The sequence below is a fragment of the Lysinibacillus sp. BS3 genome (assembly GCF_039614735.1).
Lineage (GTDB): Bacteria > Bacillota > Bacilli > Bacillales_A > Planococcaceae > Lysinibacillus > Lysinibacillus capsici.
Window position 1 is genome coordinate 3,541,078 of record NZ_CP154860.1, and the last position, 22,316, is coordinate 3,563,393.

Genomic DNA, 22,316 nt, shown 5'->3' on the forward strand with positions numbered 1-22,316 from the left:
TATCAGGTTTCTGTGTAGTTTTAGCATGAAAAATTATATGGGAATTAAATGGAATAAAATAGAGGGTTTATGCTAATTATCCATGGATTTGTTCTAAGAAAGCGAACGTTTTTGTTTGTCACATTTTAGACAAAAATATAAAAAGTAGAAGGTAAACAGACTGTGAGAGAAGAATGTTAGTTAAGGATGATTGATTTGGGGGTGTAAGAATGAAGTACGATGTTGCAATAGTCGGTGCTGGTCTTGCAGGATTAGTCGCAGCTTGTGAATTAATCGATGCAAAGAAAAAAGTTCTTTTAGTAGATCAAGAGCCTGAAAATTCAATCGGAGGACAGGCATATTGGTCTTTTGGAGGAATATTTTTAGTAAATTCTCCAGAGCAAAGAAGGCTTGGAATTAAAGATAGTAAGGAGCTTGCATGGCAGGATTGGCAAGGAACTGCAGGCTTTGATCGTTTAGAAGATGAGGATTCCTGGGCGTATAAATGGGCAAGAGCATATGTTGATTTTGCTGCAGGTGAAAAATACGACTGGTTAAAGTCAAAAGGTATAAAGTTTTTCCCTGTTGTTGGATGGGCAGAGCGGGGAGGCTCATTGGCAGGAGGGCATGGCAATTCAGTACCTAGATTTCATATTGTCTGGGGAACAGGCCCTGGCATTGTAAAGCCATTTGTAGATAAAGTAAAACAGGCTATGAAAGAAGGATTCATTGACTTCAAGCCAAGACATCGTGTGGATGAATTTGTGCAGCAAGAAGGGAAGATTATAGGAATTAGCGGAACGGTGCTAGCTGAAACCTTTATTAATCGAGGTGAAAAAAGTTCGAGATTAGGAATCGGTGAATTTTCCTACGAAGCTAAAGCTGTGATTGTGGCAAGTGGTGGTATTGGGGCAAATTTTGATTTAGTGAGAAAAAATTGGCCTGCTCGATTAGGAACCCCTCCAAAAAATATGGTATGTGGTGTACCAGCTTACGTTGACGGAAGAATGCTAGAGATCACGGAACATGCTGGGGGACGCATTGTAAACCGTGATCGCATGTGGCATTACACAGAGGGTTTAAGAAATTGGGATCCAATATGGCCCAACCATGGAATTCGGATATTGCCTGGTCCCTCCTCCCTGTGGTTTGACGCAGAGGGGAATCGTTTTCATGCACCCAACTTTCCAGGGTTTGATACACTCAGTACGTTAGAGGCGATTCAAAAAACAGGTTATGACTATTCCTGGTTTATTTTAACGGAGAAAATTATTGAGAAAGAATTTGCTTTATCTGGCTCGGAGCAAAACCCAGATTTAACAAACAAAAGCATTGGCGATGTTCTAAAACGCATTTTACCAGGCCCACCTGCTCCTATCCAAGCTTTTAAAAATCACGGAGAGGATTTTGTGATTGCACATGATCTAAAGGAACTTGTAGATGGAATGAATAAACTTGCTGGAAATGAGCTACTTGATTTCATGAAGATTAAAGAGCAAATCTTGGCAAGAGATCGGGAAATGGACAATAAGTTTACAAAGGATTTGCAAGTAAACGCTATTCATGGAGCAAGAAATTATATTGGGGATAAATGGGTGCGTGTTGCCAAGCCACATAAAATTTTAGATACCAAAAATTGGCCTTTAATTGCTGTTCGCTTAAACATTCTAACAAGGAAAACTTTAGGTGGCTTACAAACAAATTTAAATGGCGCTGTTTTGGGCATGGACGGTCAGCCAATTCCTGGGTTATTTGCTGCTGGTGAAGTAAGTGGTTTCGGTGGCGGTGGCGTCCATGGCTACCGCGCTTTAGAAGGGACATTTGTTGGTGGTTGTTTATTTAGTGGACGCCAGGTAGGGCGTTATTTAGGGCAAGGATAAAGTGCATAAATGAATGAAGAGCATCGTTTTGATGGACGATGCTCTTTTTAAATGGATTGATAATGTTGGAGTAGATCACTATGCTGAAGTTTTGAGCAGAAATCCAACAGCAATGCGCACCTGGATTAAATTATGGAATGGATTAACAATTTGATTGTTGGACCTCTGCAATCTTAGCAATTTGTTCTTCAACCTGTTCCTTTGTCCAACCGTTTTCCTCCACGAAAAAGTTGCGTTCTGCACGGCGACAATCATCTGAACAGCTTCGCATGTAAAATGCCTCATGTTTTTCTTCACAAAGCATTAACTTATGACACGCTGGGTTTGCACAGTTTGTGTATCGTTCAGAAGGCTCCCCGGTGAAATAATCCTTCCCAACAATAACATGTTCCACCTGATTAATCGGTACACTTCGACGGCGGTCAAAAACAAACATTTGACCATCCCATAATTGACCTTTTACCTCAGGATCCTTCGCATATGTAGCAATACCGCCGTGTAATTGACCTACGCTCTTACCATAGCCCTCGCGTTTTAGCCAACCAGAGAATTTTTCGCAGCGAATACCACCTGTACAATAAGTTAAGATTTTTTTATCTGCAAAATCTTCTTTATGCGCCTCCATCCAAGCAGGTAGGTCACGGAAGTTTTCAATATCTGGTCGAACAGCCCCTCGGAAATGACCGAGATCATATTCATAGTCATTACGGGCATCGATAACCACGGTGTTGTCATCTTGCATCTGTTCCATAAATTCTTTAGGTGTTAAATAATCACCTGTGATTTCTAACGGATTGATATCCTGTTCTAAACCGAGGTGAACAATTTCTCGACGAGGACGTACATGCATTTTTCTAAAGGTATGCCCTTCAGTCTCATCAATTTTCCACATCATATCGCTAAAACGAGCATCTGCCTTCATATGATTCATGTAAGCATCTGTTTGCTCAATGGTACCTGATACAGTTCCATTAATACCTTCGTAACCTACTAAAATACGACCAAGAAGCCCTATCTCTTTACACAATGCTAAATGTTCTTCTGCGAACGCTTCAGGATCTTCAATCGTAATATATTTATAATAAAGTAATACACGATAGTCTTTTTGTGTCAAAATACATTACCACCTTTATCTCGATATTCGTCCTTTAATATAGCATAACAGGAGCAATTTTGCTTAGAGAGAAGGAGTTTTCAAAAAAAACACGAATTATACATAGTGAATGACTATTCATATTTGGGGGTTATAGAGATGGAATTTTCAACGATTACATTAGAAAAATTAGAGCGTCGAGCAACCTTAACATTGAATCGCCCACAGGCGATGAATGCAATGGATGATGTCATGATGCGTGAACTTGCAGAATGCTTTGAGGCTCTACAGCAGGAAAAAGATATTCAGGTGCTTGTTATTCGTGGAGAAGGAAAGGTCTTTTCTGCGGGTGGTGATATAAAAGCAATGCTAGATGAAAGCAAACCACTGAATATTGATGAGGCAATGGTTTATCTGACACGTATCGTGAAGGCATATTATCAGCTACCAATGATTGTGATTGCAGCGGTTCATGGTGCATCAGCAGGTTTAGGATTTAGTCTAACACTAGGGGCAGATATTATTGTAGCCTGTGAAAATAGTAAACTTGCTATGAATTTCATTGGAATTGGACTGATTCCAGATGGGGGCGGTCATTTCTTCATGAAGGAGCGTGTAGGTACTGTTAAAGCGAAACAAATGATATGGGAGGGAAAGGTATTAACAGCAAAAGAAGCATTAGATGCAGGGTTAATTGATTATATTGCACCAGAGGGCACTGTATTTGCAATGGCAGATCAAGTGGTGGGGAAAATGCTTGCATCCCCGATTTCTTCCATGATTACAACGAAAAAAATTCTACATGCACAAAATATGCCACAGCTAGAAAATATCTTAGCATTAGAGGCTGAGGGCCAGTCTGCAATGCGTAAAACAACAGATCATGTCGAGGGCATTCATGCATTTGTAGAGAAAAGAACGCCTGTCTTTGTAGGGAAATAAAAATAATAAAAGGCGCGTAGCAAACCATTGACTACGTGCCTTTTATTAGCCACTAAACATGGAATAAAATTAATTTACCTGAAGCGTTTACAAGACGATGAGTTTTATCGGCAACACCTTTTTCCTCAATTTGTTGTTGTCCATTTAGTTTAGCAGCCTCATCATTTTCAAAAGTCCAAGTTTCATCAAACAATGTTTCCCCTGTTTTTTCAAAAGCTGTAAAACGATAATTCTCCATACAGACCCCACCCTTTTACTTGAATATATTTCTATTATACATAGAAGATTTATAAACTTCACGGTAAAACTAGTGAATTTTTTGATAAATTACGAAAATTGTGGAAAAAGTAAGGCGATGTTGTTTTTTTCCGTAATAGCATTTTTCATCAAACATGAGTTATGATAAAATAGAACAAATATTCGGTTTTGAATAAACAACATATTATTACTTTGGTTTTGTACTAAAGAGAGAATTATCTACTATTTGAGGTGATTGGATGTCAGCAATTCGTTTTTTCCATATGGCAGATTTACATTTAGATAGTCCATTTAAGGGCTTATTTGGTCTACCCGAACCCATTTTAAAGAAAATACGGTCAAGCACTTTTGAAGCGTTTGATAAAATTATCCTTAAAGCGATTCAGGAAAAACCTGATTTTTTACTAATTGTTGGGGATATTTATGATGGTGAAAATCGTAGCTTGCAAGCACAACGAAGATTTCAAGATGCAATGGAGAAGCTTTTTCAACACAATATCCCTGTCATTGTGAGCTACGGAAATCATGATCATTTAAATGGTACATGGACACGCTTTTCTTTACCAAGTAATGTCTATGAATTACCAGCTGAAACGAGTGTAGTTCAATTAAAAATACGGGGTCAACAAGTGAATATATATGGTTTTAGCTATCCTGAACGTCATTTAAAGGAATCTGTTATTGAAAGCTATCCAACTGCACATGATCAGCATGCCATTCATATTGGTATGCTTCATGGCAGTGAGGCAGGCAATACAACACATGATGTGTATGCCCCTTTTACAAAACAACAGTTACTTGAAAAGAACTATCATTATTGGGCGCTTGGCCATATTCATAAACGACAGCTTTTACATCAAAACCCTCCAATTGTTTATCCAGGCAATATTCAAAGTCGACATCGTAAAGAACAAGGAATGAAAGGCTTTTATGATGTGACGCTATCCAAAACATCGACTGAGCTTGATTTTATCTCTACCTCTGCTGTTGTTTATAGCACCATTGAGGTGGATTGTACGAATGTGGTACACGCCAATGAATTATTGAAGAGATGTGCAGAAGCTATTACAGCTAATAGGAAGAAGTATGGCGCATCGGTAGTAGAGCTTCATTTGCAAAATATTGACGAACAAACGGAAGCTTTATTTGAACATGCAACAGTAGATGCATGGTTAGAGACTATTCGAGAGGCTGAGGAAGGTATTGACCCAATGTGTTGGGTACAAAAAATGGTGTTGCAAAAGGCAGCGAGATTTTATGAGCATACAGCAACAACTCAATCCGTTGTGAGCTTAATGGAACAATGGGACAGTAATGAATGGAAGGATATTCTAAAAGATTTGTACCAATATGCTGGTGGTGCGAGGCTGATAGAGCCACTTAGTGAAAAGGATATTGAGAACTTAACCCATCGTGCACAGACATTATTAGCAGAAGAAATTCAAAGGGCGTGATTACATGCTGACAATACAGAAAATCCAAATTTATGGCTTTGGTAAGCATGAAAATATCTCCATTTCGTTAAATGATGGTGTCACTATTTTTTATGGATTAAATGAAGCAGGAAAAACGACGATACAGCAGTTTATACTACAAATGCTTTTTGGTTTCCCAACAAGGCAGCAGATACAGCGCAAATATGAGCCGAAAATTTCAACGAAATATGGAGGTCAGCTGACACTTTTACACCCTATTTATGGTCAATGTACAGTTGAACGTGTGAAAGGAAAGGCTGCTGGTGATGTTACTGTCTACCTAGAGGATGGAACGACGGGGCAAGATGAGTTGTTAGTAAAGCTTTTATATGGATATTCTAGGGCATCCTTTGAAGCCATTTTTTCTTTTTCGCTGCATGAACTACAAGGTATTGAAAAAATGTCTGAAGAGGAGCTAACCCACTTGCTACTTGCCTCAGGTACAACAGGTATTCAGTATTTATCCGCACTTGAAAAGAAAATGGATAAAGAGGCTAGTGAGCTGTTTAAAAAGACAGGTAAAGTGCCATTGATTAATCAAAAGATTGAACAACTAAAGCAGCTTGAGCGGACAATTAAACAGGAACAGGTGAAGATTCAAACCTTTGAGGATAAATTACAGCAATTACAATTACTTGAGCAAAATTTAGAACAGCTATTTGGTACGCAAAAACGGCAACAGCAACAATGGCAGCAATTAACTATTCAAAAGCAAGCACTCCCTCTCCTCAAGCAGCAACAGACATTGCAACAGACAATGACCAATTTTCAACATGTTCAGTTTCCATCAGAGGGTATCAGACGGTATGAGCAGGTAAAGGATCGTCTGTTACATGAAAGTCAGCAACTGATGCAATTAAAGGAGCAGCATCAAATATTGCAGGAGAAAATACTTGCAACAGTGGATGAGCAAAAGGTCAATGAAATGGCTTACCTTATGCAAAAAGAGGCAACGTGGCATCAGCTAATGGTGAAAGAGCAAAATTTACAGGATGATCTATTTTTGCTCGAACAAGAAATTGAAGCACAGTTTCGTTTACTAGGTGTAACAGAGAAAGAAGCACAAGAAAATCTTTTGAACGAAACAGTTTCACTCCAACAGGAGCAACAATTTCAGCTTCAATTAAGTAAATTAGAGGAGGCGGAGGAAGAGCTAAAATTTCATCTACGTTCACTAGAGCAAGTACACCTAGAATTAGATGCAATAGCCAAACAGAAGCAACAGCTAATGCGTGAGTCATTAACAAGTGAGGAAGAACATATTTTAGCACAATGGCCTCAACAAAAGCGGAGGCTTGAGCAACTACGTTCTGCCAAATCGCAACGCAGTAAGCAGAAGCAGCCTCATGACTTTATCTGGCTTGTCCTACTGATTTGCTTCATGTCGTTTGCTTATGGTGTATTTGAAAAAAACATAGTTGTAATTCTAATTGGAGCAGTTTTATCATTGCTAACTTTTTTGTTTATTCGATATGTTAAGCAAGCAAGTGAACCTACTAATAAAGAGCATAGCATCCTCCTACGGGAGTTAGAGCAAGAGGAATTGACAGTACAAGCAGTTCTTGCAAAGAAGCAAAGATATGAAGATCGCTGGTTGCACATCAATGAACAGCAGAAAGAGAAGGAGCAGCAATATACTTCTCTTGAATATAAAATTCAACTAACGGAGGTAGAGAGTGAAGAGGCCACTCAAACGCTCCAACATTTTTTAAAGCGTTATCGCTTACAAGGAACGATAGCCAGATCGCTAATGCCCGAATTATTTATGCGTATTCGTGGTGTACAAGAATTAGCAGCTAAAAGAAACAGTACCTCAAGTCTGTTGCAAGAAACGCTGGTAGAAAAGAACAACATTTATGAGCAGCTTCAACGGGTTTTAGAGGGAGCCTATAATGAACATGAAATTTATATGCATTTACGAACAGCCTACCTTGAAGCACAACAGCAACAGCAGCAAGCACAGCATGCAAAAGATCAGCTAGCCAGCGTCCAAATAAAAATAGAAGGTGGACAATCAAGAATGGATCGTTATACTGCTGAAATGTACGAGCTATTCAAAGAAGCAAAGATCCAAAATGAACAGGCTTATTATGAAATGCATGAGCAATTTGAACAGAGAAGAAAAATTGAGACAGAATTGCAAACCGTCCAGGCTCAATTATCTTCACTCGATCTTCAACAGAAGGAAAATCTGATTGAGGACTCTGTTAGCGAACACATATGTGCTTTAGAACAAGAGCAGCAATCATTGCAATTAGAAATTGATAAATGTCTGGAACAACGTGCTGCTTTGCTAATGGAAAAAGAACAGCTATTAAATGATGAAAAGTATGGTCAATTACTTCAACAGTTTGAGCAGGAGAAAACGGAATTGCAGCAGTTAATTGAGCAGTGGGCAACTAAAAAAGCTGTGGCGACAGCTATTCATGAAACACTATTCCGTCTTCGTGAAGAAAAATTACCTCATGTCCTTGAAGAGGTAAATGCTATATTCCGTTTACTAACAGGAGGAAACTATGACAAAATTTCGATTCATGAGGATGGTTATTTTGTAGCGCAGGATGCTGCAGGGATACGTTATCAAATGGTGGAGTTGTCCCAGGCTACCAAAGAGCAAGCTTATATTGCATTGCGAATGGCTCTAGCAAAAACCCTAGTGAGCGCTGCACCATTTCCAATGATTATGGACGATCCTTTTGTCCATTTTGATCGAAACCGCACAGACAAAATGGTACAATTAATGAAAGAAGTAGGATATGAACGTCAAATTTTATATTTTACTTGTCATGACACAATGCTCAACTATTGGCAAAAAAACCAGATTGTCGATATAGGAGCATTAGCAAATGAAAGGGGAGTGGCGTCAACATGAAAGGGATTACGACGCTCCAAGTTGGAGAAGTAGTTGATCAATTTTTATTAATAAAACAAGCGACAAAAGGGGTTACAACCGTTGGGAAGCCATTTATGTCGCTAATATTACAAGATAAGAGTGGGGATATAGAGGCAAAGCTATGGGATACGAATGAGGATCATGAAAAGATGTACCATGCGGAAGCCATTGTACGTGTTGGCGGAGAGATTCATGACTATAGAGGAAAGAATCAATTGCGTATTAAATCTATCCGTGTTGCTAAGCCAGAGGAAGGAATTGCTATTCACGATTTAGTGCCATCCTCTGCAACACCAAAAGAACAACTATATGAAGAATTAACGCAATTTTTCTTTGACATTAAAAACCCTAATATCTCACGGATTACAAGAGCAGCAATTAAAAAACATCAAGAGGCTATTTTAGTTTTTCCAGCAGCGACTAAAAATCATCATGACTATGCATCAGGTTTATTAGATCATATGGTCTCCATGCTCAAACTAGGTAAAGCCATTGCTGACCTATATCCAACATTAAATCGTGACTTATTATATGCTGGAATTATTTTACATGATGTAGGCAAGGTTGTAGAGTTATCAGGCCCAGTTGCCACAATGTATACAGTGGAGGGCAATTTATTAGGTCATATTACGATTATGGTAAATGAAATTGCTAAGATTGCTAGTGAGCTTGAAATTGAAGGTGAAGAAGTCATGCTGTTGCAGCATATGGTATTGTCACACCATGGGAAAGAAGAGTGGGGTAGCCCGAAAAAACCTATGATTCAGGAAGCAGAAATTTTGCATTATATCGATAACATTGATGCAAAGATGAATATGTTAACAAGGGCATTAGGTAAAACGACACCGGGTGAATTTACAGAGAGACTCTTCCCACTTGATAATCGTTCATTCTATAAGCCTACTATTTAAAAAGCAATATCAATCGTCCCATAAACTAACGTTGCTGTCTAGCTATTCGATATTAATTTCTCTGAGTCTAAGTATTCATATATTTAATTGTAGTGCCTAACTATTGTACCAATGTGAATATTTATTTTAGAATAGAGAGAGAAATTATAGGAATGGGGAAAAGTAATGGATACAGAGGGACTTTTTTCACGGAAAATTAAGTTTTGGAAAAGTTTAATTTTCAAAATGATACTAGCTATCGGCATAAGTTTATTTATTAGCTCCCATATTTCAGAATTTGTTAGTCGTCAATTCGAGAAGGTAGTGCATTTGAATGGAAGTGCTGGGGTTGCCATTAATACATTTATTTCGTTATTTATTGGCACAGTAATTATTTCGTTATGTACAAGGTATATTGTCTTAAGGCGTGTAAAGCGTGTGTTAAATGCTATGACCCAGGCTGCTGATGGCGATTTAACTGTTCGTATTGATGATCGATTAAAAGATGAAATTGGTCAATTATCGACTGAATTTAATCATATGCTAGTACAAATTGGGACGGTCATTGAAAAGACGAATAAAGCATCGACAGATGTATCAACCTTTACAAAGGAATTTACAACGATTACCGAACAAAGCAGTCAAACAGTTGAAACTATTTCGGGTGCCATTGGGGAAATTGCCTCCAGTGCAGAAGGACAATTAAGGCAAATGGATTTATTATCTGAATCAGCACATTTAATTACTAAAGATATGGATCATGCATCTTCTGCTATTCAGGAAGTTGCCTCAATAGCAAATGAAACGAACCAAAAGGCTGATTTAGGATTACAGTTAATTGAGCAAACGATTGCAAAAATGAATACCATTAATGAATCTGTTCATCAGTCAACTGCAGTTGTAAATGCTTTAGGCGAAAAATCGAAGGAAATCAGTACGATTGTAGCGTTGATTACAAGTATTACAGATCAAACAAACTTGCTTGCATTAAATGCATCTATTGAAGCAGCTCGTGCAGGAGAGGCTGGAAAAGGCTTTGCAGTAGTGGCAGATGAAGTAAGAAAGTTAGCAGAGGAATCTGGAAAGGCTGCAGATAATATTCGAACATTGGTGGATGATATCTTAAACCAAACCTCCAGTGCTGTTTATGCTATTAATAGCGGTACACAGTTTGTGGAGGAAGGCCGTGAGTCTGTTGAACAGACAGGCGATACCTTTAAAAATATAGTCGTATATTTGCAACAGATAAGTCATCGTACAACGGAGGTAAAGGATATTGTCTTGCGTGTCAATGAGAAAGCTAGTCAAACAGATGAGGCTGTAAAAGAAGTCGTTGGCATAGCAAATGGCACATCTTCGGGCATACAGCATATTGCTTTATCTATCGAGCAACAAAGTGCTTCTAATGAGGAAATAGCAAGTGCTGCAAATGTTCTTCAGACAATGTCAAATGACCTACAAACTGAAATTAGCCAATTTAAAGTAAAATAGAGTAAAAAGAGAAGCATCTGATGTATCAGGGTGCTTCTCTTTTGTTATATACTAGACTCTAATTATTTAGATTCCTTGTCAGTATCTTCTGCTTTATCTTCGGAATCCTCTTTTGGCGCATTTTCTTCAGCTTTTTTAGCTGCTTCTTCAGCTGCTTTTGCTTGTTCTTCACTTGTTGTTGTAAAGAATTTAAGCGGTTCTTTTAAATCTTTATCAGATGTTTTCACATCGGCATCTTTAGCCATTTTTGCAACGATATCTTTAAGAATCGTTTGAGCTTCACCAGTTTGGTTCAGTTTACTTAACATAGTTGAACGAATGTTTTCTTCTTCGTCTTTAAATGAACCAACACCTTTTACATCACGCTTGTCCGTAATTTCAATTACATGGTAACCAAAGCTAGATTTTACTGGTTCACTTAATGTATTTAATTCAAGAGCATAAGCGGCATCGTTAAATTCATCTACCATTGAACCTACAGAGAACCATCCAAGCTCTCCACCTTTTTGAGCAGAGCCAGTATCTGTTGAGTACTCTTTTGCAACGTCCTCAAACTTAGCGCCACCCTTAATTTTTTCAATTACTTCTTTTGCTGTTTTTTCATCTGCTACTAAAATATGACGACCATTTAATTCTGTTTTCATTTGCTCGTAGTATTTTTTCACATCTTCTTCTTTAATGGCTTGATCTTTTAAAGCTTTTTCTTGAAGAAGTTGAACACGTAAAGAATCTTTAAAGCCCTGTTCTGTTAAACCACTTTCAGCAAGCGCTTGTGTAAAGCCATCACCAAATTGTGATGCAGTTGTGTCATACGCTTCTTTGATTTCTTTATCTGTTACTTCATATTTGTCAGCTAAAACTTTTTCAGTCACCATTTGCTGCATTACATATGAGCCTGTTAAAGCTTTTGCCTTTTCATTAAAATCAGCTACTGAAATATCGCCCACTTTAGAAGTAACGATTGCTTTGCTGTCTCCGCCGCTACAAGCACCAAGCGCTAATACAGATGCAGCTAAAGTTAAAGATAAAACTGTCTTTTTCATAGTGGATATTCTCTCCTAACATGGTTTCGTCCATTTTTTACTATAACATAAACGTTTTAAAAACAAAATGGTTCCCCCTTGAGTATTGCCTATATTTCAAATTTTGAAGCGCATAGGATATAGAAAAGAAAGGGGGTGAAGTTATGGGCAACGGAGGATACGGTGGCGGTGGCTACGGCTCAGGCTTTGCTTTATTAGTTGTGTTATTTATTTTATTAATTATCGTTGGTGCAGCGTTCCTATACTAATTAATAAAACCGCGAAAAGCTAAGAGCTTTAACTCTTAGCTTTTCTTAACAATGTTAGACATTCGCGCCGCATGCCTTAGGTTCTAAACAATTTATTTGATTAGTAAAAGTTGTTGCATGGGGGGCTCGACTTATCTTCAAGCGTGCGGACGGGCGCGGATGGTGCACATGTTTTGAAAGGGGCTTTTCAAAAAAGCCCGAAAAAATTTAGATTCCATTACGCCTTGGCGTAATGGAATTTTCTGTTAAACTGCATATAAAATTTCAATGTAGAATGAGACAAGTAGGATAGTAATAAGTATATTTATAGTTCGGAATATTTTTGGTTGGTTTTCTTCGGGAATTTCACGTCGCATGCATAGAGCATATGTCATGCGGTTAATTTGAAATAAATAGAATACCGAGAATAGAACTACAATCATTAATAGCAAGTCTATTCCTCCCCTCTTTCAATAGTAATAGCATAACAAAGAACGTCAATAAAAAACAAGTACAAGCAATTTAGTGAACGGTCGGTGGAACTAAAATTTCATAGCCTTTAGGTGTTTCCTCTATTTGTGAATTTTTAGGTGAATTCAAGAGATACTTTACGTAAAGGATATCAATCAGGCATAGACTACAGTGATAGGCTAACAGCAATGTCCCATAATGGGTATAGGCTGGTAAAAGCCATGTTCCAACTATAATACTAGTATTTAGAACGATAAAAGGCGTAAGTAATGCTAAGATGTATCGATTTTTAGATAATGGCTCTCGAATTCGCATGTGTAAAACAGGAATTATATAAAACTGACTACGTACACGTAATTTTAAATGTTGGCGTAAATCAAATAGGGCCACAAAGTGCAAAAATTTGTGAATGGGATAAAGTGTTAGCACAGCTATCACAAAGAGCCAGAATAGTCGATCTGTATAATGCTCTTCATTAAATAAATTAAACGTTACATACGAAACAGAAAAGACCAATAAAAAAGTAATGACACCCATTATAATAATACGCGTAGTACCGTAATGATGTTCTAAATTTAAAATTTTCCAGCAATGCATGGTTTTTTATCAACTCCGAATAGGAAGTGTCCTATTTAATGTAAATTGAATTATGTTAGAATGCAAGAAAAAGGAGGTACTTCAGAAATATTTCTGAAATACCTCCTTTCACATGACTCATTCCTGAATGAACAGTAGTATAACTCATTTATGTTCAACTTATAAATAATTGCAGGAAAAATTATGTGCAGTTTGAAGCTTCGTCTTATCCTTTTACAGGTGTGCGTTCTTCTAGTGTGTCAAAGGAATCACGGAAATGTTGGAAAGAGCGTTCGAAAATATCGATGAAATCTTCACCATAGATATTACGAATAACAGCCATTACATCTAAAAAATCAGGGAAACGGCCATATAAATCTTTTAATGCTAATGATCCTTCCAGTACGGAATGATACGTATTATGGTAGTTTTTATTCATCTCTATAATGAGCTCTGTGCCAGCTTCTGTAAGTTCAACATACGTATTACGTTTATCGTCATCACGCTTGGAAAACTTAAGAAAGCCACGCTCTTCTAATTTTTTGGAGAAATTAAATGCTGTAGAAACATGCATCACGCCAAATTTAGCAACATCAGAAATGGAAGCGCCTTTTAAGTGGTATGAAATCCATAAAATATGGTGTTCATTAATATTTAAATCATAAGGTTTAATCCATTGTTGCCAATCCTTTTCAACCGCTTTCCACAGCGCTTTTGATAACTGTGCGATTCTTTGACTATAAAGCATCGCTTCTTTTTGTGTATATAATTCCTCTGACAAAGCCATCACCTACTGCTTTCTTTCACATTTTTAAAAATATTATAGCAGTAAAGGAAAAAAGTTTAAAGTTAGAAAAATTAAAAAATTGAAAAGTGGCTAAAAAATAATATTATAGCAATAGTTTTTGATAAAAATACAGATTATCTAACTATTGATAAGGACTTTAGTCGCTAACTTTTTCTTGAGGTTTTTTCTTATTTTCTGTAATTTGTGCAATGTTTTTCTCGATTTCGCTTATCGAATTCTGTAAAGCATCTAATTCTTGTTGTAAATTATTTTTCGTTGGTTCGATTTCTTCAGTAAAAGTCGTAATTGTTTGCTTTAAATCATTTATTATTTGTGGGATATTATTTTTTACTTCATTTGTTAATGTGTTAACAGATTGTTTAACAGTTCCTACTTGTTGTTTTACATCAAGGAGCATACCCTTTGTTTGGTCAACATTTTGTTTAACAGAAGCACGTAGCTGTTGCCCAGATTGTGGCGTGGAGAAAAGTACAGCGATTGTCCCACCGATAATTCCTGTCGTTAGTCCAAGTAAAAATGGTTTTGCTTTCATATTAGATACCTCATTTCTAGTCATGTTTATTTACTATTAAACCATGAAATGCACCAATACAAAAAGAAAAAAGAAACTAAACGAGTGATTTGACCGTCACAGTTTAGTTTCTTTTGATTATTTAAAGTGTTTATTTATGAAATTTGAGAAATAGCTGTATTGAATTTAGAGCGCTTCACTAATTTTGAAACAATTGGATAAATAACGGCAAACGCAACAACGTTAAATACGACAGCTGGAAGGACAACGCCAATAAATAGCATCGCAAACGTCGCGCCAACATTTGCATTAAACACAAAAAGCGCTACTACTAAGAAGACAGTTCCTGAAAGAATTGTTCCCAAGCCAACTAAGACAGCAGATACGGCGAAATGACCTGCCAGTTTTTTGAGAATGATTAAAGCAGCTAAAAATACAAAACCAGTAACAGCTTTATCAATAATATTTGGAACTAGACCTGCTGGGAATGTTGTAAATAAACCTGAAAGCACCCCTGTTGAAAGAGAAAGTAGGAACGTTTCTTTCACTGTTGGGAATAATAGAATACCAATAAACATCATGGTTAACATAAAATCAGGCTTCATTCCATTCACCATTCCTGGTGTAACCACATAAAGTGCAGCACCGACACCTACTAACAGTGCCATTAATACTAAATTCTTTGTATTCATTTGAATCTCTCCTCGACTATGCTAATCTATTTGTCTCCTAACGTGTCCTCTTGACCGCTAGCGAAACTTATTTGTGATTGTACGCTAAATTTTAAAAATTTGCAATACAGCATTCTGAACATTCAGATGTTAATATATTACAAATGGCTTATAGATTGGCTTTAATACTTTCTGCTACTTCTGACAACTGCTCTGGTGAGTACTTTTGTGTTTGCCAAATTAAGCCTAGCCCTTCTTTTTCATCGTAACGCGGAATAAAATGTAAGTGGTAGTGGAAAACAGTTTGTCCAGCTGCAGCACCGTTGTTATTAATGGTATTCAAACCAATCGGCTGAAATGCTGCTTTAATTGCATTTGCAATTTTTGGTGCCACAGCATATAGATTACGAGCCACTTCCTCTGGCATTTCAAATAAATCTTTGCAGTGATGCTTTGGAATTAATAGTGTATGGCCCTTTGCAACAGGTGAAATGTCTGTGAATGCATAGACATGATCGTCTTCATAAATTTTTGTACTTGGAATGGAACCATCAATAATTTTGCAAAATAGGCAATCGCTCATAAGAATTTCCCCCTTAACGTATATGTAAGTACATTCTATCATACTCAAACCTGTATCATTTGCTAATTTTTGATAAAATATAATACAAGAAGAGGAGTGAGAATATGTCAGTATTAGAGGTACAACATGTGACAGGTGGTTATACAAGAAAACCTGTTATTAAAGATCTATCTTTTACGATTGGAGAAGGTGAACTAGTTGGCTTAATCGGCTTAAATGGAGCTGGGAAAAGTACAACGATTAAACATATTATAGGAACAATGTTGCCAAAGGAAGGGGACATTCGTCTAAATGGTGTAACATTAAAGGAAGATACGGACAAGTATCGTACAGCCTTTTCCTATATTCCTGAAACCCCTGTATTATACGATGAGCTAACATTAAGAGAGCATTTAGAATTAACTGCAATGGCTTACGGTATTGACAAAGCAACACTCGATGCTCGTTCTGAGGTACTGTTAAAAGAATTTCGAATGGAGAAAAGATTAAATTGGTTCCCTTCACATTTTTCAAAGGGAATGCGTCAAAAAGTTATGATTATGTGTGCCTTTTTAGTGAATCCAAGTCTATATATTATTGATGAACCTTTTGTGGGATTGGATCCATTAGGTATTCAATCGTTATTAGATCAAATGGATGAAAAGAAAAAAGAAGGCGCTTCTATATTAATGTCTACACATATTCTATCAACAGCTGAAAAGCATTGTGATCGCATTATCTTATTGCATGAAGGAAGAGTTCGAGCACAAGGAACAATGGCTGATTTACGTCAATCATTTGCTATGCCGTATGCGACATTAGATGACCTCTATATTGCTATGACAAAGGAGCGGGACCATGAAGAACTTGCGTGATGTATGGTCCTCTCGCTTCATGCATTATATAGGAGAAGTACAAAAATATATGCAATTTATTTTTACAGGGCATATTGCTATCGTACTTGTATTTCTAATAGGAGCAGGGGGCTATCAATATAGCGAATGGCTGAAAGTTGTTCAAACAGACTTTCCAGCAGAAGTCCTGATAGCTGTTATCATCGGGATTTTATTGGCCTTTAGCCGTCCGACTACATTGTTGAGAGAGCCAGATCAAGTATACTTATTACCTTTAGAATCAAAGATGTCTTTGTACTTCAGCAAGGCGTTGGCTTGGACGTTTTGGTCTCAGGTGTGGATTGTAGCGATTGTCTATATTGTTAGTATCCCTTTATTAAAAGCCGTGACTGAATTAACAACGGTCGAAATATGGACAATATTTTTACTTACTATTGTGTTGAAATATCTAAGTGTTCGAGGAGAATTCAGCTATCGTTATAGTGAACGAGGGCAGATGGTTTGGGTGGATAGGTTTATCCGAGCTGTCATTTTTGCAGCTACTATTTATATGGGGCTCCATGCACAGTTGTTATTAGCAGTAATCGCGACAGTTATTAGTGTTGTTTATATGATGGTCTTTAGTAAAAAATCAGTTGGTGAACCAGTGCCGTATGAGCATTTTGTCAAGCTTGAACAGAATCGTATGATGAGCTTCTATCGTTTTGCAAATTATTTTACAGATGTACCTCATTTACACGGTAGCATTCGCCGTCGAAGCTGGATGGACTGGCTCTATAAATTTGTACCATACGGTAAGGAAAATGCTCAAAAGTACTTGGTATTTCGTACCTTTATTCGAACAGATGACCATTTCTATTTATGGGTACGCCTTACTGCTATTTCAGCAATCATTGCAGCATTTGTAGATATTCCTGTCGTTACATGGATTGTAGCAGGTGCACTCAGCTTTGCGACAACTATTCAGTTAAAACAAGCTCTGTTATCCAGTGGCGAATTTCGAATGGACATGCTCTATCCGTTACCAGATCATGCTCGTCAACTAGCTGTGAAGCAAATTGTGCGTTTAGCCATGATTACACAAGCTATTGTTGTGGGCTTATGTGCTATGACACAACCAATGTTTTATATTGCCTTTATCATTGTTTTGGTGATTAGTGAATTAACGTCGAAGGTTTCAAAGTAGAAATAGAATACTAAAAAGCTCATTTACCAATGATATTGTTGGATAAATGAGCTTTTAATTATTTAAACTTATTGTGAATCTTCTTCTTTTGGTATAGCACTATAGGTTGTTACATAAGAAGCTGCTGAGAAGATGTTTTGCTGGCGTATCCCAGTTGAATCATCTCTTCTAGCATGGGCAGTTTCATAGGCTTTAGAGCTCTTCCATGCGTCAAATGAATGAGGTCCATGCCATTGAGTCATGACAATGTAAGTATCACTCTTGATAGGCCTTAATAAACGGAAGGCAACAAAGCCAGGCTCGTTTTCAATAGCGCGTGAACGTTCTAAAAAGCGATGCTCGAAAACTGGTCTTCCTTCATCTGTTACAGGAATATTGTTGAAAACAAAGAAACCGTGTTCCTCTAAATCATTTACTGAATCTAGCACTTCAAATTTACGAGGTGTCGCAAATACTGTTTTTCCTTCTGTTTCATGTATCAGTACAGAGTTACCTTCCCCATGAATTAAAATCATATGTTCATTAGGATACTTATTTTTTACCTGTTCCAAAAAATCGCCAGTACCAGAAGTTAAATAAATATACATGAATTTATCCTCCTTATGAATCTTACTAATATAGCGTGATTATACCCTTTCTGGCGTAAGTCTAACGCTCCGCTCAAAAAGAATATGCCGAGAAAGAACAATTTTATGACATTTCACTAGGAAAACTATACAATAACAGAGGAAGCGTTTACTATTGGAAACGGATATCAATAATAAAGGAATAAACATGCGATTTTTTATAGTAAGAATTTAACGAGGGGAAGGAACTATTCATGACAACTTTTAATGATACACTTCTACGTGCTGCACGTGGAGAAAGGACCGCACATACACCAGTTTGGTATATGCGTCAGGCAGGACGTTCTCAGCCAGAATACCGTGCCATTAAAGAAAAGTATTCCTTAGAGGAAATTACACATCAACCTGAGCTATGTGCGTATGTCACTCGTCTACCTGTAGAAAATTACAATGTAGATGCTGCTATTTTATATAAAGATATTGTCACACCTCTCCCTGGAATTGGGATAGATGTGAAAATCAAGGCAGGTGTTGGTCCTGTTATTTCAAATCCTATTCGTTCAGTAGCGGATGTAGAAAAATTAGGTGAATTCAATGCTAAAGAGCATACACCATTTGTATTAGAAACAATCAAGTTACTTGCAGAAGAGCAATTAAATGTACCTCTAATCGGTTTTGCTGGAGCCCCATTCACACTTGCAAGCTACATGATTGAAGGTGGTCCTTCAAGAAACTATAATAAAACAAAATCATTTATGGTATCTGAACCTCAAGCTTGGTTTGCTTTAATGGATAAACTCGCTGACATGATTATTGCAGATGTAACGGCTCAAATTAAAGCTGGTGCAAAAGCTATCCAAGTGTTCGACTCATGGGTTGGAGCCTTAAATGTAGAGGATTACCGTGTATTTATTAAACCGATTATGACTCGTATTTTTGCAGAGTTGCAAAAAGAAAATGTACCATTAATTCAATTTGGAGTGGGTGCTAGCCATTTAGCAAAGGAATGGAATGATTTACCGATAGATGTTGTGGGCTTAGATTGGCGTTTACCGATTAAAGATGCACGTGCCAATGGTATTACCAAGCCTGTACAAGGAAACTTAGATCCATCCCTATTACTTGCAGATTGGTCAGTTATTGAAAAACGAACGAAGGATATTATTGATCAAGGTCTAGAAATGCCAGGTCATATCTTTAATCTTGGTCATGGTGTTTTCCCAGAGGTTGACCCAGATGTCTTAAAACGTCTTACAACACTTATTCATGAATATAGTGCTCAACAAATTCAAGCTCGTTCTTAATGGAAGTCAATCAAGCGTGAATAATATGTCCTTTTCTACATAGGGAATTTTAATTTCAATGTAGAAAAGGAGCTGTCCAACAATCAAGATTGGGCAGCTTCTTTTTATCACATAATGTATGAAAAACATAAAACAATTTTAGAGGTGAAAAGGGTAATGAAAGAAGTTAAAGGCTTACTAGTAATGGCATATGGAACACCTTATAAAGAAGAAGATATTGAACCTTACTATACGCATATTCGTCATGGACGTAAACCTTCTGCAGAGCATTTAGAAGATTTGCGTAGCCGCTATGAAGCAATCGGTGGTTTATCCCCATTAGCTGCGGCAACACAAGCACAAGCTGAAGCATTATGTACACGTTTGAACGAAGTACAGGATGCTATAGAATATAAATTGTTTATTGGTTTAAAACATATTCATCCATTTATAGAAGATGCAGTAGAGCAAATGGTGGAGGAGGGCATAAAAGAAGCGGTTTCTATTGTTTTAGCTCCTCATTTCTCTACTTTCTCAATTAAGTCTTATAATGGTCGTGCTGAAGAGGCCGCAGGAGGTCGCTTAAAGATAACTTCTGTGGAATCTTGGTATGACGAGCCAAAATTCATAGAATACTGGAAACAACAAGTGAATGAGACATTCAATGCAATGTCAGAAGAAGAACGTGAGACAGCTTGTCTAATTGTATCAGCACATTCATTGCCTGAAAAAATTAAAAACTTAGGTGATCCATATGAAGATCAACTAATTGAAACAGCTCGTCTTATTCAAGCTGCGACCGGTTTAAAAAATGTAGAGGTTGGCTGGCAATCAGCAGGCCAAACACCAGAGCCTTGGATTGGTCCAGATGTTCAAGACTTAACACGTGAGCTATTCGAAGAAAAAGGTTTCCGTTCATTTGTTTATACACCAGTAGGTTTCGTAACAGAGCATTTAGAAGTGTTGTATGACAACGATTTTGAATGTAAAGTTGTTTGTGATGAACTTGGTGCAAAATACTATCGTCCAGCGATGCCAAATACACATCCTTTATTTATTGATGCGATGGTAGAGGCGATTCATAAAAAATTAAGCTAAGCGAAAAGAAAGTGATGATGTTGGTGACTCAGAAAAGACGAAAGGTAGTTGTCGTAGGCGGTGGCATTACAGGCCTTACAGCTGCGTTCTATATGCAAAAAGAAGCAAGCGCAAAAGAATTGCCATTAGATATCGTACTTGTCGAGTCGTCATTACGTCTTGGCGGAAAAATTCAAACTCTAAGAAAAGATGGCTTTATTATTGAGCGTGGGCCAGAATCTTTTTTTGATCGTGAAAACTATGTCAATGATTTAGCAAAGGATCTTGGGATCGAACAGAAACTATTAACAAGTAATGCGGGTCCAAACTATATAGCTGTTGGTAGTCAGTTATATCCAATACCTAGTCATCTCTTATCTGGAGAGACACCACATATCTCTTCATTCATAACTTCAGGCTTGTTCTCACTAAGTGGTAAAGTTCGTGCGGCGGGGGACTTTTTCATTCCCCGTTCTACACAGGATGACGATCAACCGTTAGGCGCTTTTTTTAGAAGAAGATTTGGTGCTGAGATAGTGGAAAATCTAGTAGAGCCCCTACTAGCAGGTACATTTGCAGGGGATATTGAGCAGTTAAGTATGAGCTCAACCTTCCCACAGCTTTATAGTTTAGAACAACAATATCGTAGTTTGCTGATTGGTATGAAGAAGTCAGGCACGAATTTCTTAAGCAATCATCACATAGCTGAAAATAAAGGTATCTTTCAAACCTTTAGCAATGGCCTTGAAACACTCATTGAAAGTATAGAAGAATCACTACTTCCGGGGACAGTGATGAAGGGTGTCAAAGTAGAGGAAATAGAGCATGGCAAGGATGGTTCAGTTCAGGTAATGCTCAATAATTTTTCACATATCAAAGCAGATGCTGTTATTATTGCCACCCCCTTTAATATGGCTGAAAAAATGTTTAGTAAGTTAAGTCTATTACATGAATTGGGCACAATGAAGGCTGCTACTATTGCAACCGTTACAATGGCCTTTAAAAAGGAACAACTCGGGGATTTAGATGCACTTTCTTTTTATGTCTCTCGAAATAGTGATTTTTCAATTACTTCCTGCACTTGGATGAATCGAAAATGGCCAGGTACTTCACCAAAGGATTTTGTATTATTACGCAGTTATATTGGTCGAGTGGGCGACGAAGCGATTGTGGCTTTATCGGATACGGAGATCGAAAAAACCGTGCTACAGGATTTACAGAAAACGATTGGTATCGATGGCGCACCTGTCACAACGGTTGTAACACGTTGGAAAAATGCGATGCCACAATATACAGTTGGCCACGAGGCGAAAGTCCTTCGTATCAAACAAGAATTACAAGAACATTTTCCAACTGTAAAGCTTGCAGGAAGCTCGTTTGAAGGAATATCAATTCCAGAATGTGTACAGCAAGGTAAACAGGTTGCGAATGAAGTATTAATGGAAATGTTCAAGTAATGCAAATCAGATAGTACAAACATTTATTATCAATGTTTGTACTATTTTTTATATTGTTACATGAAAAAGAAATAGCAAACCACTATTTGTGGTTTGCTATTTCTACTAAGAGCTGTATTGCTG

Annotated in this window: 23 protein-coding genes; 13 read left to right on the forward strand and 10 right to left on the reverse strand. The window is 37.4% G+C overall.

Going from position 1 to position 22,316, the window contains the following annotated elements:
• Positions 1-209: 209 nt before the first annotated feature.
• Together AAJG31_RS17505 and AAJG31_RS17510 are read left to right on the forward strand one after the other, a co-directional pair.
• On the forward strand, positions 210-1,859 hold the full coding sequence (locus AAJG31_RS17505; RefSeq protein WP_048391767.1) for an FAD-binding dehydrogenase: 1,650 nt from the start codon (positions 210-212) through the stop codon (positions 1,857-1,859).
• Between the two features lie 13 nt (positions 1,860-1,872).
• Entirely contained in the window at positions 1,873-2,013 is a 141-nt protein-coding gene (locus tag AAJG31_RS17510) for a hypothetical protein (protein ID WP_279496124.1), read from the forward strand.
• Here the strand turns inward: AAJG31_RS17510 and AAJG31_RS17515 are convergent.
• Positions 2,002-2,973, reverse strand: a complete 972-nt coding sequence (locus AAJG31_RS17515) for a rhodanese-related sulfurtransferase (protein ID WP_066037074.1) — start codon at positions 2,971-2,973, stop codon at positions 2,002-2,004. The genes AAJG31_RS17510 and AAJG31_RS17515 overlap by 12 nt on opposite strands.
• A 138-nt stretch (positions 2,974-3,111) precedes the next feature.
• Between AAJG31_RS17515 and AAJG31_RS17520 the strand changes: the two genes are divergently transcribed.
• Entirely contained in the window at positions 3,112-3,894 is a 783-nt protein-coding gene (locus tag AAJG31_RS17520; RefSeq protein WP_048391764.1) for an enoyl-CoA hydratase, read from the forward strand.
• A gap of 52 nt (positions 3,895-3,946) precedes the next feature.
• On the opposite strand, the gene AAJG31_RS17525 is transcribed toward AAJG31_RS17520, so the two are convergent.
• On the reverse strand, positions 3,947-4,132 hold the full coding sequence (locus AAJG31_RS17525; protein WP_036075853.1) for a YhzD family protein: 186 nt from the start codon (positions 4,130-4,132) through the stop codon (positions 3,947-3,949).
• 259 nt (positions 4,133-4,391) lie between these two features.
• On the opposite strand from AAJG31_RS17525, the gene AAJG31_RS17530 reads away from it, so the two are divergent.
• The 4 genes from AAJG31_RS17530 (at position 4,392) to AAJG31_RS17545 (ending at position 10,901) form a co-directional block, all read left to right on the forward strand.
• Positions 4,392-5,606, forward strand: a complete 1,215-nt coding sequence (locus AAJG31_RS17530) for a DNA repair exonuclease (RefSeq protein ID WP_066037075.1) — start codon at positions 4,392-4,394, stop codon at positions 5,604-5,606.
• A gap of 4 nt (positions 5,607-5,610) precedes the next feature.
• Positions 5,611-8,499: an AAA family ATPase gene (locus AAJG31_RS17535; protein WP_279496121.1), complete on the forward strand. Its 2,889-nt coding sequence runs from the start codon at positions 5,611-5,613 to the stop codon at positions 8,497-8,499.
• A complete protein-coding gene (gene yhaM, locus AAJG31_RS17540) occupies positions 8,496-9,431 on the forward strand; it encodes a 3'-5' exoribonuclease YhaM (protein WP_048391758.1) in 936 nt (311 codons plus the stop codon). The genes AAJG31_RS17535 and yhaM overlap by 4 nt, the downstream gene beginning before the upstream one ends.
• Before the next feature lie 165 nt (positions 9,432-9,596).
• Positions 9,597-10,901, forward strand: a complete 1,305-nt coding sequence (locus AAJG31_RS17545) for a HAMP domain-containing methyl-accepting chemotaxis protein (protein WP_279496118.1) — start codon at positions 9,597-9,599, stop codon at positions 10,899-10,901.
• 62 nt (positions 10,902-10,963) lie between these two features.
• On the opposite strand, the gene AAJG31_RS17550 is transcribed toward AAJG31_RS17545, so the two are convergent.
• On the reverse strand, positions 10,964-11,944 hold the full coding sequence (locus AAJG31_RS17550) for a peptidylprolyl isomerase (protein WP_048391754.1): 981 nt from the start codon (positions 11,942-11,944) through the stop codon (positions 10,964-10,966).
• A gap of 143 nt (positions 11,945-12,087) precedes the next feature.
• Here AAJG31_RS17550 and AAJG31_RS17555 point away from each other — a divergent pair, with 143 nt between their 5' ends.
• The gene (locus AAJG31_RS17555; RefSeq protein ID WP_004230765.1) at positions 12,088-12,192 is read left to right on the forward strand and encodes a YjcZ family sporulation protein; all 105 of its coding nucleotides are present in this window, start codon (positions 12,088-12,090) and stop codon (positions 12,190-12,192) included.
• Between the two features lie 245 nt (positions 12,193-12,437).
• Here AAJG31_RS17555 and AAJG31_RS17560 read toward each other — a convergent pair whose 3' ends face one another.
• The 6 genes from AAJG31_RS17560 to AAJG31_RS17585 form a co-directional block, all read right to left on the reverse strand.
• Positions 12,438-12,623 (reverse strand): hypothetical protein, encoded by a 186-nt coding sequence (locus AAJG31_RS17560; protein ID WP_008173337.1) that lies wholly within the window; start codon positions 12,621-12,623, stop codon positions 12,438-12,440.
• Positions 12,624-12,693: 70 nt separating this feature from the next.
• On the reverse strand, positions 12,694-13,239 hold the full coding sequence (locus tag AAJG31_RS17565; RefSeq protein ID WP_016992098.1) for a DUF3267 domain-containing protein: 546 nt from the start codon (positions 13,237-13,239) through the stop codon (positions 12,694-12,696).
• Positions 13,240-13,444: 205 nt separating this feature from the next.
• Complete coding sequence (locus AAJG31_RS17570) at positions 13,445-14,005, reverse strand: HTH-type transcriptional regulator Hpr (protein WP_004230760.1); 561 nt, start codon at positions 14,003-14,005, stop codon at positions 13,445-13,447.
• Positions 14,006-14,162: 157 nt separating this feature from the next.
• On the reverse strand, positions 14,163-14,558 hold the full coding sequence (locus AAJG31_RS17575) for a YtxH domain-containing protein (protein WP_048391751.1): 396 nt from the start codon (positions 14,556-14,558) through the stop codon (positions 14,163-14,165).
• A gap of 134 nt (positions 14,559-14,692) precedes the next feature.
• The gene (locus AAJG31_RS17580; RefSeq protein ID WP_259949846.1) at positions 14,693-15,229 is read right to left on the reverse strand and encodes a tryptophan transporter; all 537 of its coding nucleotides are present in this window, start codon (positions 15,227-15,229) and stop codon (positions 14,693-14,695) included.
• 148 nt (positions 15,230-15,377) lie between these two features.
• Positions 15,378-15,791 (reverse strand): HIT family protein, encoded by a 414-nt coding sequence (locus AAJG31_RS17585; RefSeq protein WP_048391747.1) that lies wholly within the window; start codon positions 15,789-15,791, stop codon positions 15,378-15,380.
• Positions 15,792-15,895: 104 nt separating this feature from the next.
• Here AAJG31_RS17585 and AAJG31_RS17590 point away from each other — a divergent pair, with 104 nt between their 5' ends.
• Complete coding sequence (locus tag AAJG31_RS17590; protein ID WP_066037077.1) at positions 15,896-16,645, forward strand: ABC transporter ATP-binding protein; 750 nt, start codon at positions 15,896-15,898, stop codon at positions 16,643-16,645.
• Positions 16,629-17,810, forward strand: a complete 1,182-nt coding sequence (locus AAJG31_RS17595; RefSeq protein WP_066037078.1) for an ABC transporter permease — start codon at positions 16,629-16,631, stop codon at positions 17,808-17,810. Before AAJG31_RS17590 ends, AAJG31_RS17595 begins: the two co-directional genes overlap by 17 nt.
• A gap of 68 nt (positions 17,811-17,878) precedes the next feature.
• On the opposite strand, the gene AAJG31_RS17600 is transcribed toward AAJG31_RS17595, so the two are convergent.
• Complete coding sequence (locus tag AAJG31_RS17600) at positions 17,879-18,397, reverse strand: antibiotic biosynthesis monooxygenase (protein ID WP_048391740.1); 519 nt, start codon at positions 18,395-18,397, stop codon at positions 17,879-17,881.
• A 233-nt stretch (positions 18,398-18,630) separates the two neighbouring features.
• Between AAJG31_RS17600 and hemE the strand changes: the two genes are divergently transcribed.
• The 3 genes from hemE (at position 18,631) to hemY (ending at position 22,193) form a co-directional block, all read left to right on the forward strand.
• A complete protein-coding gene (hemE, locus tag AAJG31_RS17605; RefSeq protein ID WP_048391738.1) occupies positions 18,631-19,680 on the forward strand; it encodes a uroporphyrinogen decarboxylase in 1,050 nt (349 codons plus the stop codon).
• A gap of 156 nt (positions 19,681-19,836) precedes the next feature.
• Positions 19,837-20,757, forward strand: coding sequence for a ferrochelatase (gene hemH / locus AAJG31_RS17610; protein ID WP_112116630.1), 921 nt, complete (start codon positions 19,837-19,839; stop codon positions 20,755-20,757).
• 14 nt (positions 20,758-20,771) lie between these two features.
• The gene (gene hemY, locus AAJG31_RS17615; protein WP_048391734.1) at positions 20,772-22,193 is read left to right on the forward strand and encodes a protoporphyrinogen oxidase; all 1,422 of its coding nucleotides are present in this window, start codon (positions 20,772-20,774) and stop codon (positions 22,191-22,193) included.
• Positions 22,194-22,316 lie beyond the last annotated feature (123 nt).